The 13,517-nt window shown below is 70.3% G+C and carries 14 protein-coding genes; 7 read left to right on the forward strand and 7 right to left on the reverse strand.

Translation table 11 applies throughout. From position 1 onward, the window contains the following. The first annotated feature begins 45 nt into the window (after positions 1-45). On the forward strand, positions 46-279 hold the full coding sequence (locus tag ACQPYK_RS34470) for a hypothetical protein (protein WP_433240443.1): 234 nt from the start codon (positions 46-48) through the stop codon (positions 277-279). 191 nt (positions 280-470) lie between these two features. Here the strand turns inward: ACQPYK_RS34470 and ACQPYK_RS34475 are convergent, their stop codons facing one another. After that, positions 471-1,070 (reverse strand): TetR/AcrR family transcriptional regulator, encoded by a 600-nt coding sequence (locus ACQPYK_RS34475; protein WP_433240446.1) that lies wholly within the window; start codon positions 1,068-1,070, stop codon positions 471-473. 95 nt (positions 1,071-1,165) lie between these two features. Between ACQPYK_RS34475 and ACQPYK_RS34480 the strand changes: the two genes are divergently transcribed. After that, a complete protein-coding gene (locus ACQPYK_RS34480; protein WP_433240449.1) occupies positions 1,166-2,209 on the forward strand; it encodes a fatty acid desaturase family protein in 1,044 nt (347 codons plus the stop codon). Continuing rightward, positions 2,206-3,762 carry an MFS transporter gene (locus ACQPYK_RS34485; protein WP_433240452.1) on the forward strand — a complete coding sequence of 519 codons (1,557 nt, stop codon included), beginning with the start codon at positions 2,206-2,208 and terminating at the stop codon, positions 3,760-3,762. Before ACQPYK_RS34480 ends, ACQPYK_RS34485 begins: the two co-directional genes overlap by 4 nt. A 25-nt stretch (positions 3,763-3,787) precedes the next feature. Here ACQPYK_RS34485 and ACQPYK_RS34490 read toward each other — a convergent pair whose 3' ends face one another. Together ACQPYK_RS34490 and ACQPYK_RS34495 are read right to left on the reverse strand one after the other, a co-directional pair. Beyond that, positions 3,788-4,342, reverse strand: coding sequence for a TetR/AcrR family transcriptional regulator (locus ACQPYK_RS34490; protein WP_433240454.1), 555 nt, complete (start codon positions 4,340-4,342; stop codon positions 3,788-3,790). A 142-nt stretch (positions 4,343-4,484) separates the two neighbouring features. Next, positions 4,485-6,083 carry an FAD-binding oxidoreductase gene (locus ACQPYK_RS34495; protein WP_433259003.1) on the reverse strand — a complete coding sequence of 533 codons (1,599 nt, stop codon included), beginning with the start codon at positions 6,081-6,083 and terminating at the stop codon, positions 4,485-4,487. 46 nt (positions 6,084-6,129) lie between these two features. Here ACQPYK_RS34495 and ACQPYK_RS34500 point away from each other — a divergent pair, with 46 nt between their 5' ends. The 4 genes from ACQPYK_RS34500 to ACQPYK_RS34515 all read left to right on the forward strand — a co-directional run bounded on the left by ACQPYK_RS34500 (position 6,130) and on the right by ACQPYK_RS34515 (position 9,747). Beyond that, entirely contained in the window at positions 6,130-6,696 is a 567-nt protein-coding gene (locus ACQPYK_RS34500) for a TetR/AcrR family transcriptional regulator (RefSeq protein WP_433240457.1), read from the forward strand. Further along, on the forward strand, positions 6,693-8,207 hold the full coding sequence (locus tag ACQPYK_RS34505; RefSeq protein WP_433240460.1) for a glycerol-3-phosphate dehydrogenase/oxidase: 1,515 nt from the start codon (positions 6,693-6,695) through the stop codon (positions 8,205-8,207). Before ACQPYK_RS34500 ends, ACQPYK_RS34505 begins: the two co-directional genes overlap by 4 nt. Positions 8,208-8,390: 183 nt before the next feature. Continuing rightward, a complete protein-coding gene (locus tag ACQPYK_RS34510) occupies positions 8,391-9,329 on the forward strand; it encodes a sucrase ferredoxin (RefSeq protein WP_433240463.1) in 939 nt (312 codons plus the stop codon). Between the two features lie 103 nt (positions 9,330-9,432). Continuing rightward, on the forward strand, positions 9,433-9,747 hold the full coding sequence (locus ACQPYK_RS34515; protein ID WP_012893126.1) for a WhiB family transcriptional regulator: 315 nt from the start codon (positions 9,433-9,435) through the stop codon (positions 9,745-9,747). A 226-nt stretch (positions 9,748-9,973) separates the two neighbouring features. Here the strand turns inward: ACQPYK_RS34515 and ACQPYK_RS34520 are convergent, their stop codons facing one another. From ACQPYK_RS34520 to glyA, 4 genes are all read right to left on the reverse strand, one after another. Then, on the reverse strand, positions 9,974-10,219 hold the full coding sequence (locus tag ACQPYK_RS34520; RefSeq protein WP_433240468.1) for a hypothetical protein: 246 nt from the start codon (positions 10,217-10,219) through the stop codon (positions 9,974-9,976). A gap of 51 nt (positions 10,220-10,270) precedes the next feature. Then, positions 10,271-10,645 (reverse strand): hypothetical protein, encoded by a 375-nt coding sequence (locus ACQPYK_RS34525; RefSeq protein ID WP_433240471.1) that lies wholly within the window; start codon positions 10,643-10,645, stop codon positions 10,271-10,273. A gap of 175 nt (positions 10,646-10,820) precedes the next feature. After that, positions 10,821-11,927, reverse strand: a complete 1,107-nt coding sequence (rsgA, locus tag ACQPYK_RS34530) for a ribosome small subunit-dependent GTPase A (protein ID WP_433240474.1) — start codon at positions 11,925-11,927, stop codon at positions 10,821-10,823. Between the two features lie 315 nt (positions 11,928-12,242). Then, positions 12,243-13,499 carry a serine hydroxymethyltransferase gene (gene glyA, locus ACQPYK_RS34535; RefSeq protein ID WP_433240477.1) on the reverse strand — a complete coding sequence of 419 codons (1,257 nt, stop codon included), beginning with the start codon at positions 13,497-13,499 and terminating at the stop codon, positions 12,243-12,245. Between the last annotated feature and the right edge of the window lie 18 nt (positions 13,500-13,517).

The raw sequence follows: 13,517 nt of genomic DNA on the forward strand, positions 1-13,517 counted from the left end.
CGTAGCGGGGAACGCTTCAGATCATCTCTGGAATCCAGTTCTACCGTGTACGCCTACCGGGAGACCGTCGCGACCAGGTGGAAGGACGACGACGTCTACGGGCACGTCGACAACGCCGCCCACTACTCGCCGATGGACATTGTGATCAACGCCTGGCTCGTCAGGACCGCGGGCCTCGACATCCACGACGGCGACGCCATCGGCCTGTGCGCGGAGTCCCGCTGCGCCTACAGGGCGACAGCGTCCTTCCCGAACCCGTTGAGGCGGTCCGCCAGGTGATCGTTTTCTGGATGGCGTTCGTGGCGCACGTTCCCGGCGGCTTTACGTTGTAGATTTATTTGGGCGTCAGCACGGCGGCAGGGACCGGCCTCCGAGGGGGATTCGGACCGGACATCGGTGGTCGCAACGGGAACGCGAGCGGGCGCGCAGAGCCGGCCGGACAACGGCCCGCCGCACCGCAGGGCGTGGAGTCAGCCGCGAGCAGGTGGGACCGGCTCGTCGTCGCACACCGCGATCGCGCGCAGCGCCCTGGACAGTTCTTCGGAGGTCGGCGCGCGCTCCGGGTCGATGAGGCGCTGCATCACCAGGCCGGTCAGCATGGTCAGGTAGAACGAGCCGACCGCTCGCCGCGTCTCTTCGGGAACCGGGTGCGCCTGGGGGCCGAGCCAGCCGGCCCACTCCAGACGGGCCGATTCCTGGGCGTCGGCCAATTCCCGGCGAAGCCGTGGCTGGCGCTCGGCTTGGGCGAACACCTCGATGTTCGCCACGAACACGGGGCGATACAGGTCGAGCATCTCGATCACCCGTCGCCATAGGGATTCGAATCGGTCCTGCGGCGGCTCGGCGACCCGCGCGTCGTCGGTCAAGGCGTGCTGCAGCTTCTCGGCCCACTCCATGGTCGCCTCGAGCATGGCCTCGAGGAGCAGCGCGTCTTTGGAGCCGAAGTGGTAGCCGATGGAGGCCAGGTTGGCCCCGGACGCCCTGGCGATGTCGCGTGCCGTGCTGTGGGCATAGCCGCGTTCCTGCAGGCAACGCTTGGCGCCTTCGATCAGCTTGTCTCGCTCTCCCATACGCCGACCCTACCCGGGCCTGAACGCTTGAGCAAAACAAATGTCACAAACAGATGTTTTGTACATGTGTGCAAAACGTGTGTATGGTCGGCGCCATGACGCAAGCAACCGCGACGGCACCGTCTCCATCCAGACCACCCTCGGCAAGCGACTTCAGCCGGCTCTCCGAACGCATCGCCGTGGCGGGCTTGTTCGACCGGCGGCCGCTCTACTACGTCGTACGGCTCGGCGTGGTCGCCGGTCTGTTCGTCGCCGGCCTGGCGGCGTTCTTCGCGCTGGGCGACTCATGGCTGCAGGTGCCGCTGGCCGCCTACTTCGCGATCGTCTTCGCCCACGTCGCCCTCGTGCTGCACGATCTGGCTCATCGGCAGATCTTCCGCCTTCGGCGGCCCAGCGAGATCTTCGGGCGGCTGGCCGGCAACCTCGGAATCGGCCTCGGTTACGGCTGGTGGATGAACAAGCACACCCGCCACCACGCCAACCCCAACCACGAGGACCTCGACCCCGACGTCGCGCCGGACATCCTGGTGTGGTCGCAGGAACAGGCCAGAAACAGCCGAGGGCTGGCGCGCTTCATCGGCCGGCGGCAGGCGTTCCTGCTCTACCCGCTGCTCCTCCTGGAGGGCCTCAACCTGCACCTGAGCGGCGTACGAGCGCTGCGGCGACCGTGGCTGAAGCACCGTCTGCTGGAGGGCGGTCTGCTGGTCGCCCACTTCACGCTCTACCTGGCCGCGCTGTCCTGGGTTCTCTCACCGGGCAAGGCGTTCGTCTTCTTCGCGGTGCACCAGGGACTGTTCGGCGTCTACATGGGCTGCGTCTTCGCCCCCGGCCACAAGGGGATGCCGATGATGACCGGTGAGAGGCGGCTGGACTTTCTACGCAGGCAGGTCCTCACCACCCGCAACGTGCGCGGCGGCCGGTTCATCGACCTCGCGATGGGCGGGCTCAACTACCAGATCGAACACCACCTCTTCCCGAACATGCCCACCCCCAACCTCCGCCTGGCCCAGCCGATCGTGCGCGCCTACTGCCGCGAACTCGGCCTGCCGTACCACGAGACCGGCTTCATGGCCTCGCACGCCGAGGCCCTGCGGCACCTGCACCGCGCCGGCGCCCCCATCCGACAGGAGAACTCATGACCATGACCATGACCGCCCCGGCCAGGGCCGGACGCAGGCAGTGGATCGGGCTGGCCGTGCTGATACTGCCGGTGCTGCTGATCTCCGTGGACCTGCACGTGCTGTCGTACGCGCTGCCGTTCATCAGCGCCGGCCTGGCCCCGAGCGGTTCCCAACTGCTGTGGATCATCGACATCTACCCGTTCATGCTGGCCGGCCTGCTCCTGCCGATGGGCACGCTGGGTGACAGGATCGGCCGACGCCGGCTCCTGATGATCGGTGCGGTGGCGTTCGGGGCCGCCTCCACGATCGCCGCCTTCTCCGCCGACTCCGGCATGCTCATCGCCACCCGTGCCCTGCTCGGCGTCGGCGGGGCGACACTGATGCCGTCCACGCTGTCACTGATCCGGAACATGTTCCACGACGATGGTCAGCGCCGCGTCGCCATCGCGGTCTGGACCGCCGCGTTCGCCGGCGGCGCCATGCTGGGCCCGCTGATGGGCGGAGCGCTGCTGGAGCACTTCTGGTGGGGTTCGGTGTTCCTGGTCAACCTGCCGGTGATGGCCATTCTGTTGATCATGGCCCCGCTGCTGCTGCCGGAGTCGCGTGACCCGCGGCCGGGCCGCTTCGACCCGCTCAGCGTGGCGCTGTCACTGGCCGCGATCCTGCCGACGATCTACGGCGTGCAGCACATCGCCCAGGACGGCCTCGGCTGGCCGCCGGTCCTGGCCATCGTGGCCGGCCTGTCCCTGGGGGCCGCCTTCATCCTCCGTCAGCGCACGACGCCTGACCCGATGCTGGACGTGCGGGTGTTCGGCAGCAGCGCCTTCACCGCCGCGATCGGGACCAACACCCTCGGCGTCTTCGCCATGGTCGGCTCCAGCCTGTTCACCACGCAGTACCTGCAGATGGTCATGGGCGCGCGGCCGTTCGTCGCGGGCCTGTACGCTCTGCCCTCGGCCGGCATGGCGATGCTCAGCGCGGCGCTGGCTCCCGTCCTGCTACGGAAGATCCGTCCCGGCCTGGTGGTCTGCCTGGGACTGCTCGTCGGCGCCGGCGGCTTCACGCTCCTGTCCCAGCTCGACACGAGCGGTCAAGCCCTGCCGCTGGTCGCCGGGATCATGCTGATGGCCGGCGGCGTCACGCTCGTGCTGACCGTCTCCTCGGACCTGATCATCGCCACCGCGCCACCCGAGCGGGCGGGTTCGGTGGCGGGACTGTCGCAGGTCGCCACGGAGTTCGGCGGCGCGCTCGGCATCGCGATCCTGGGGAGCATCGGCACGGCCGTCTACCGCGACCAGCTCGCCGGGCAGCCGGCTGAGGGCGTGTCGCCGCAGGCCGCCGCGGCTGCCCGCGAAACCCTCGGCGCAGCCCTGGAAGTCGCGCGGCACACGCCCGAACCGACCGGGCGGGCACTCGCCGCGGCGGCGCGCGAGGCCTTCACCCAGGGCCAGCACTACGCCATGATCACAGCCGCCGCCGGTCTGTGCCTAATGGCGGTCCTGGCGCCGATCCTGCTGCGTGCCGTGCGGCCGAACGGAAAGCACGCCCGCGACGACCAGCCGATGAGGTGATCATCTCGCGGTGACCGGCCCTGACTCAGGTGCCGGTCGCCGTGGCCGTCGCGATGGCCCGAATCCCCCGGGAGAGGTCCTGCGCGGTCGGGGCGCTGTCCGGATCGACGGCCCACTGCACCAGCATGCCGATGAGCAGGGTGACCAGCACCGCCGACGCCTCATCGCCGTTCTGCTGGAGCAACCTGCCCAGCTCCGCCCGCGCCCGCGTCTGGCCGTCCGCCAGTTGCGCCCGCACCTCCGGCGAGTGCGGCGCCTGCGCCAGGGTGTCGACGTTGGTCAGCCACAACGCCCGCTTGTCACGGAAGGACTCGATCAGCTCGGCCCAGAACGCTTCCAGACGCTCGCCCTGATCACCCCGGGAGTTCTCCGCAAGCGCCTTGACGACCTCCTGGACGGCCTCGCCCGTCGCCTCGATCATCGCCCGGTTGAGCAGCGCGTCCTTCGAGCGGAAGTGATAGTTGATCGCGGCCAGGTTGCTCCCGGACACGGCGACGATGTCCCGCACCGTCGTACGCGCGTATCCCCGCTCGGCCAGACACTGCTTGGCCGCGGCCAGCAAATCCTCCGGAACCCCCACGCCGGGAACCCTACCAGCGTGGCGAACGCCCGTTTCGAACATTCGCGAAGCACAACGGACAAGTGGATCATGAACGCCTGTCGTTCCCGGCCAGGGCGAACAGCCGTGGTCGCCGATCGTCGTCAAGATCGCGCTTCTGGCGTCAGAGCCCGGACCGATCCTCCCCGGAGGCCGACTCGGCGATCAGCACGCCGGGGTTGAGGATGCCTTCTGGGTCGAGCCTGTCCTTGACCCCGCGCAGGATCTCCACGCCCAGGTCGCCGATCTCGGCGGCGTAGGCCTCCCGATGGTCACGGCCGACGCCGTGGTGGTGCGAGATCGTGCCCCCGGCCGCGACGATCGCCTCGTTGACCGACCGCTTGGCCGCCTCCCACTGCGCGAGGGGATCGTCGCTCTGGGCCGTGACGACCGTGAAGTAGAGCGAGGCGCCCGTGCCGTACACGTGGGAGACGTGGCACATCACCAGCGGCGAGCCGAGCGAGGCGTGCAGCGAGAGCCGTACGGCGTCGTAGAGCCGGGGAAGGTTGGACCAGAATCCGGCCGTCTCCAGCGTCTCCACGGTGGCGCCCGCCGCGAGCAGCGAGTCGCGCAGGTAAGGCGCCGAGTAGCGGCCGTGCGCCCAGGACTCCCCGGGGCCGGGCCCGAGGTGGACGCCGCCGCACTCCGACAGCACCGCCGCGGCGCGCTCCCGCCGGGCGGCCACCTCCGAGAAGCCTTCGTGGCCCGCGATGACCAGGCAGCCCGCGTCGGCCGCCAGACCGCCGAGCTCCCCCGGCCTGGCCAGCCCGACCATCGTCTCGGTCTCGTCGGACAGCCGGAGCACGGTCGGCAGCGGACCGTCCTGGGCGAGCCGGCGCAGCGCGGCCGAACCCGCGGCGAACGACTCGAACCGCCAGCCCTCGTAGACCCGCTCGGCGGGGGCCCGCCGTACGCGCAGCCGCAGGGAGGTGATCACTCCGAACGAGCCTTCGGAACCGAGGATCACCTGGCGCAGGTCGGGTCCGGCGGCGGACTTGGGCGCCCGGCCGAGGTCGAGGGTGCCGCGCGGGGTGGCCACGGTCATGCCGACGACCATGTCGTCGAACCGGCCGTATCCCGCCGAGGCCTGGCCGCTGGAGCGGGCCGCGGCGAAGCCGCCCAGCGTGGCGTACTCGAACGACTGGGGGAAGTGCCCCAGGGTGAGCCCGTGCCCGGCCAGGAGCTGCTCGGCCTGCGGCGCGCGCAGCCCCGGCTCGATCTCGGCCACCATCGACTCGGCGTCCACCGAGACCAGCCGGTTCAGCCGGGCCAGGTCGAGGGCGACGACCCCGGCGAAGCCCCGCCGGGCGGCCACCAGCCCGCCGACGACGGAGGTGCCCCCGCCGAACGGGACCACCGCGACCCGGTGCTCGGCACAGATCCGCAGCAGAGCCAGGACCTCGGCGTGCGAGCCGGGCAGCACCACGGCGTCGGGTGCGTCGGAGCCGTCTCCCGCGCGCATGCGCATCAGGTCGGGGGTGGACTTGCCCCGGGTGTGCCGGATGCGTGCGTCGTCGTCGAAGCGGACGTGGTCGGCGCCGACGACGCCGCGCAGCCGGGTGAGGACGAGCGGGGAGAGCGCCACGGCGGGCAGGCGCACCTCGCCGAAGCTCGCGGCCGGAACCTGTGGCGCGTGCACGCCCAGCATGTCGCGCAGCAGCCGGCGGATCGGCTCGGGCAGCTCGGAGGCCTTGGCGGGATCACCCCAGCCGGACCAGAGCATGGGTTCGGCGGCGGTTGTCGGAGTTTCCACCTCTACACTGTTACACATGACGTATATCCGTCACAATACGGACGTGGCCGCCGGAGACCCCGTCCTCGACGCCGCCCGCGACATGGTGCTCGCGGTCGGGGTGCGGCGGACCACGCTCACCGACGTGGCCCGCCGGGCGGGGCTGTCCCGGATGACGATCTACCGCCGCTGGCCCGACGTGCGCGCCCTCGTCGCCGACCTGATGACCCGCGAGTGGGTGCTCGTCGCCAACAGATTCGCCACCGGGGACCCGGTCACCGCGGCGGTCGGGGTGGTGCGGGAGCTGCGCGGCCACCCCCTCTGGCGCAAGATCGTCGAAGTGGATCCCGAGCTGCTCCTGCCGTACCTGCTCCAGCGCCGGGGGGCCAGTCACGAGGCCATGCTCGCGCTCGTCGAGTCCGCGCTCACGCGAGGCCAGGAGCGGGGCACCGTACGGCCCGGCGACCCCGGGACGCTGGCCCGGGCCGTGTTGCTGACCGCCCAGTCGTTCCTGCTGTCCGGCACGACCATGCTCGACCCCCTCACCCAGGACGACCTGGACGCCGAGCTCACCACGCTTCTGGAGAGGTACCTGCAGCCGTGACTTCCTCCCTCAACGCCGCCCGCCGCACGCGCGAACTCGCCCGTGCCCGAGATCTCGTGGTGGACGTGCTGGTCGTCGGGCTGGGCGCCACCGGTGCCGGGGCAGCGCTCGACGCCGCCTCCCGGGGCCTGTCGACGATCGCGATCGACGCTCACGACCTGGCGTTCGGCACCTCCCGATGGAGCTCCAAGATGATCCACGGGGGGCTTCGCTACCTGGCCAAGGGCCAGGTGGGGGTGGCGCACGAGAGCGCGGTGGAACGCGGCACGCTGCTCCGGCGCACCGCCCCGCACCTGGTCAGGGCGCAGCCGTACCTGCTGCCGCTGACCCCCGCGGTCTCCGGCGCCCAGGCCGCGACGGTGATGGCCGGATACCGGCTGGGCGACGGGCTGCGGATGGCCGCCCGCACGCCCCGCCGCCTCCTGCCCGGCCCGTCGCGGATCCCCGCGCGGCAGGCCCTGGACCTGGCCGCGCCGCTGAACCCGCACGGCCTGCGCGGCGCCCTGCTGTCGTGGGACGGGCGCCTGGTCGACGACGCCCGGCTGGTGGTCGCCCTGGCCAGGACGGCCGCCGCGCACGGGGCCGGGATCCTGACCCGCTGCCGAGCTCTGGAGCTGGCCGGGGACGGAGCGCAGGTCCGCGACGAGCTCACCGGGGAGACCTTCACGATCCGGGCCAGAGCGGTGATCAACGCCGCCGGAGTCTGGGCCGCCCAGCTCGACCCGGCCATCCGGCTGAGGCCCTCACGCGGCACCCACCTGGTGCTGCGCCCGCAGACCCTTCCCGGCCTCAGAGCCGGGCTGCACGTGCCGATCCCGGGCGAGAGCAACAGGTTCGCACTGGTGCTCCCCCAGCTCGACGGCCGAATCCACGTCGGCCTGACCGACGAGCCGGTCGAGGGACCGGTCCCGGACGTCCCGCAGGCGCCGGAGGAGGACGTGACGTTCCTGCTCGACGTGCTCAACTCCGTACTGGGCGTACCACTCGGGCGGCAGGAGGTGGCCGGAGCCTACGCCGGCCTACGGCCGCTGCTGGCCGCCGAGGGGCGCACCGCCGACCTGTCCAGGCGGCACGCGCTGCTGACCTCCCCGGACGGGGTCGTCACCGTCGTGGGCGGCAAGCTGACCACCTACCGGCGGATGGCCCAGGACGCCGTGGACCGGGTGGTGACGCTACGCGGCCTGGCGGCGGGCCGGAGCCGTACGGCGCGGCTGCCCCTGGTCGGGGCTCCCGGGACCGCCGGAGTCCCCCGGGGAGGAGGCGCGGCCCCGGACCGGCTGTGGGAGCGCTACGGGCAGGAGGCGGAGGCGGTGCGGGCGCTGATGACCCGCGACCCCGCCCTGGCCGAGCCGTTGCCCACCGGCGTCACCCGCGCCGAACTGGTGTGGGCGGTCAGACACGAAGGCGCACTGGACGCCGACGACCTGCTCGACCGCCGGACCCGGATCGGCCTGGTCCCCGAGGACAGGGCGGCGGCCCTGCCCGCGGCGCTGGCGGCGCTGGAATATTGACCTGATCTCGTTCCGTCCGGCTCTTGACAACGGCCGGTCGTTGACAGGTGGACGTTGACATCAGTTGACAATCAACCTATTGACGCCGACCCCTCATAGGGCCTAGTGCTTCCGACACCTCCCACGCCGCACCCGCTCATCCATTAGGTTAGTCTTACCTAAGTAACGGGAGAGGGAGTGCGCGTGACCACGGGAAGCGTTCGAGGCGCGGCGGTCAAGGGGTGCGACCACCCCCGGGGATGCCACGGCGGCGACCTGCCGGTGCTCGCCAGCGCGACGGTCGGCGCCCGATTCTGGCTGCTCATCGAGCACTCCGGCCCCTGGGCCTCCCACCTGGAGGACTGCCACCTCCCCGAGGACGTGCACACCCTTATCAAACGGGCCACGCGCCTCGGAGTCCGGCCCCAGCTGATCCGCCGCCCGGGGCGCCGCAACCCCGGCGGAAGCGGCATTCACGTCATGGTCGCCGACTCCACCGCCGCCGAACCGTGGCTCGCCGAAGGCGTCATCGCAGGTCCAGACGATCTTGACATGGACGCTCTGGTGGCCGGAGTGGTCCCGGAGTCCTGCATACTTGTGAGTGAGCCGGTTTTTCTGGTCTGCACGCATGCCAAGCGCAACGCGTGCTGCGCCCGCATTGGACTACCCCTCGCTCGCGCTCTGGCAAAAATGTTGCCGGACAGAGTATGGGAAACATCACATGTTGGCGGCGATCGTTACGCCGCCAACCTCGTGTGCTTGCCACACGGGCTTTACTACGGCAGCATGTCTCAGGCTGCTGCGATCGCGGCAGCCGACGCGTACCGGTCCGGCGAGGTCATCCTCGACCGTTTCCGGGGACGCGCGGGCATCCCTGAGCCATTGCAAGCCGCTGAGCATTTCGTCCGCTCCCACACGGGCGAACTCTCGGTCGGCGGAGTGGCCGTGGAATCCTCCAGGTCGGACGGCGACATTACCGAGGCGTTCGTGCGCGGTAGTGACGCTCGTTTTCGGGTAGTGGTTGAACCCATGACGGTAACAACGCCATGTGGTACGGCTTGCGCTGACACGATCGCTACCTACCGGCTGGTCACGCTGGACAGGCTCACGCCTGTGCGGTACGCCACGTCCGCCCTCACCTGACCTGAGGGAACATCACGGCCTATCCAGGCGTTGGATCCAGGGACGTCGTAAACGTCCAATGCGGCATCAACCCGAAATACCCTCACTAAAAGGTGGTTTTCTCATGTCTCAGGTACGTCGGCAGACCGCCCGGCCTCGGCCCAGCTGGGGCTGGCAGGATGACGCCGCGTGCCGGGGTGAGGACCTCGTGCTCTTCTTCGGTCCCGACGGCGAGCGTCAGCCTGAGCGTGACATTCGCGAGCGTAAGGCCAAGGCCATCTGCGCCCAGTGCCCCGTACGCGCCGAGTGCCTCGACTACGCGCTGTCCCGTCCGGAGAAGTACGGCACCTGGGGCGGCCTGAACGAGGACGAGCGCGCCTCCGAGCGCCGCCGTCGCATGCGCCGCGCCGCCAGCGCCGGCATCAGCGCCGTCGCCTGAGCAGCACCTCCACCCGGCTCTCCCCTCGCGTGTGATCTCGCCGATTCCCCTGCGAGATCACACGTCGTTGTGTACGGTCAGGGTGTCTCGGGCGCTGACGCGCCAGGGAACATCCGGTGGGAAGGTCGCCGCCGGCACCGCCGCACCCGCAGCGGCGGCCGCCAGTCCGGCGACCGCTCACCATCCCCTCTCACTGTAAGCCCATCCCCGACCATCCGCAGACGGCTCAGCCCTGCGGTGGAATCCTCGGCACATCCCGCCTGCCGCGTGACGGTAGCGGTTTGACCTGAGGAGCCGAGCAGCTGGGGCAGTTCTGGTCCGCCCACGGCGCGGTGGTGACAAGCCCCTGCCTGCGCCACACGACCGGACGCCCGTCGTCGGCGTGACAGGCCTCGTAGATGTCCTCCCAGACATGAAGGCAACGCAGGCACTGGAAATCCCAGGCCTCGGTGAACGCGTGAATCTCTCGCATGAGCTCTCTCCTCGCATGAATGCTGTGCTGGTCCGACGGCGAGCCGTCGGCCTATATGCGAGAGACGCTCAGCAGGATCAGCCGATCGAGGCCGGCATGCGGGGTGATCTGGAAGCCCCTGGCAGCCGCCCTCCGGTCCGGCCGCCCGCTCACGGACGGCACCGCCCCCGAGGCGCCCGGTATCGCCGGCCCCCTGACCTGCGTACGCAGGTCACGCTGCCCCTGGACATGACGGGTGGCGGGCACGGCGGGCACCTCGTCGACGGGCTGGGTGTCGCTTGCGACGCTCTCGGCGACCGTCCCTTCGAACAGGCCCGCGACGCCCGAGTGCCAGCCCAGGCAGAGCCCGAGGCAGATGAGGATCGCGATCCACGGCGCCGCTCGGCGGCACCGGGACGACGCGCGTTCGCGCGAGGCAGCGATCACACCTAAAGGTTTGCCTACTCTGCGTGGTCAAAACCCCACTCAGCGTAAGATCACTCGAGCGTCCGGCAACGCGAAAGTCTCTGAGCCGGCGAAATACGGAGAGGTACGGCGGACCGGGACCGGCTCCCGTGGGAGCCGGTCCCGGTGAGGTCATCTCCGGGTCAGACCCCGGAGGTCACGGACGGTTGCGGCCGGACTTCCGCATCTCCTTGTGGATGATCTTCCATTTGTTCTGCAGCTCCTTGCGGAGCCGAGCATCGCCTCTGGAGGCCATCCAGGCGGCCTCGCGCTGGAGCTTGTTCCAGCTCTCCAACCGGCGTTCGGGCAGCGTGCCGTCCTCGATGGCGGCGATCACGGCGCAGCCGGGTTCGCTGTCGTGCCCGCAGTCGGCGAACCGGCACCGCTCCGCGAGGCCTTCGATGTCGGAGAAGACCATGTCCACGCCCTCCCCCATGTCGTAGAGGCCGATGCGGCGGATGCCGGGCGTGTCGATGATGAGGCCGCCGCCGTCGAGCGGGATCAGCTCGCGGTGCACGGTGGTGTGCCTGCCTCGGCCGTCACCGGCCCTGACCTGCTGGGTCTCCATCACCGCCGCTCCGGCCAGGGCGTTGACCAGCGTGGACTTGCCCGCGCCCGAAGCACCGAGCAACACGGCGGTGCGGGTTCCCTCCAGGTAGCCCCGCACGATCTCGACCCCCTCACCGGTGAGAGAGCAGACCGCGTGCACGTCCACCCCGGGCGCCGCCGTGGCGACCTCCCGCATCAGGAAGTCCAGCGCCTCGCCGACGAGGTCGGACTTGGTGACGAGCACCACCGGCTGTCCACCGCTCTCCCAGGCCAGCGCGAGCAGGCGCTCGATCCGGCCCAGGTCGGCGGTGTCGGTGGCGTGCAGAGCGGGTTCGGCGACGAACACGACGTCGACGTTGGCCGCGAGCACCTGCCCCTGGGAGTCGCCGGACAGACCGCCCCGGGAGTCCCTGCCGACGCCGCCGCGCACGAACGCGGTACGGCGGGGCAGGATCGCCTCCAACTCGAAGCGGCCCTCGGGCAGCCTGCGGAGTGCGGCCCAGTCTCCCACGCAGGGCAGGGCGACGGGATCGGCGGCGGCGGCCCGCCGTATGTGGGCGCTGTAGTGGGCTTGTACGTGCCCGTCGGCGGACAGCACCTCGGCGGCGCCGCGATCGACGCGGGCCACCCGGGCGGGGACCAGGCCGGCGGGGAGCTCGGCGGCGAGAGAGTCGTTCCAGCCGAGCGGGGAAAGAGCGGAAAAACCAGAGATCACTGGTGAAGACAACGTGGGTACACCCTTTGTGGAAGCCGGGTGCACCTGTGCGAGACGGTCAGGCGGGCACCCGGAGGTTGATGGACGGCAGGGTCGACACGACAACCCGCATAGTCCTCACCTCCCTTTGGCTCGCAGCCACTCGTCTTGTCGAATGGCGCCGCGGTAGAACACTAGCGCAGACCCACCCTTATGCCGCAAGCCATATAACCTCCCGAGCCGCCCGTCACGGCACACCGGCCACGGCACACCGTGACGGGCGCACGCCGAAAGGCCCCGGGACCATGGCGGGTCCCGGGGCCTTCGCCGATCAGCTCACAGACCCGGAGCGGGGAAGTGCGAGGTCAGCTCCCTGACTTCGCCGTGGACCCGGGTGATGACGTGCTTGGCCTCGTCCTCGTCCTTGGCCAGGGCGGTGACGACCTGGTCGATCCAGGCGCCGATCTGCCGCATCTCGGCCACGCCCATGCCCCGGCTGGTCACACCGGCGGTGCCGATGCGGATGCCCGACGGGTCGAACGGCTTGCGCGTGTCGAAGGGCACGGTGTTGTAGTTGGTCTCCAGACCGGCCCTGTCCAGCGCCTGGGCGGCGGGCTTGCCGCCGATGCCCTTCGGGGTCAGGTCGAACAGGATGAGGTGGTTGTCGGTGCCGCCGGAGACCAGGTCGAACCCGCGGCCCTTGAGCTCCTCGGCCAGCGCCTGGGCGTTCAGGACGACCTGGCGGGCGTAGTCCTTGAAGTCGTCGCTCGCCGCTTCCTTCAGCGCCACCGCGATGGCCGCGGTGGTGTGGTTGTGCGGGCCGCCCTGCAGGCCGGGGAAGACGGCCTTGTTGAGCGCGGCGGCGTGCTCGTCGGAGGTGGCCATCAGCATCGCGCCACGGGGGCCGCGCAGGGTCTTGTGGGTGGTGGTGGAGATGACGTCCGCGTGGCCGACCGGCGACGGGTGGGCGCCACCGGCCACCAGGCCGGCGATGTGCGCGATGTCGGCGGCGAGCACGGCGCCGACCTCGCGGGCGATCTCGGCGAAGGCCGGGAAGTCGATCGTGCGCGGGATCGCGGTGCCACCGCAGAAGATCAGCTTGGGCCGCTCGCGGAGGGCGATCTCACGGACCTCGTCCATGTCGACGCGGCCGGTGTCCTGGCGCACGCCGTAACGGACCGGGTTGAACCACTTGCCGGTGGCCGAGACCGACCAGCCGTGGGTGAGGTGACCGCCGAACGGCAGGCCCATCCCCATCACGGTGTCGCCCGGCTGCAGGAAGGCCATGTAGATGGCCAGGTTGGCGGGCGAGCCCGAGTAGGGCTGGACATTGGCGTGGTTGACGCCGAACAGGGACTTGGCCCGCTCGATGGCGAGGGTCTCGACCTGGTCGATGACCTGCTGGCCCTCGTAGTAACGCTTGCCGGCGTAACCCTCGGAGTATTTGTTGGTGAGAACGGTGCCCGTAGCCTCCAGAACCGCCTTGGAGACGTAGTTCTCGGAGGCGATCAGCTTGACGGTGTCGGCCTGACGGCGCTCCTCCGCCTTGATGAGCTCGGCGATCTGTGGATCTACGCTGGAAAGAGAACTCATGGCGCCTTCACTCCCTGT

Origin of the sequence: Streptosporangium sp. CA-135522 (assembly GCF_050949235.1) — a bacterium.
GTDB lineage: Bacteria > Actinomycetota > Actinomycetes > Streptosporangiales > Streptosporangiaceae > Streptosporangium.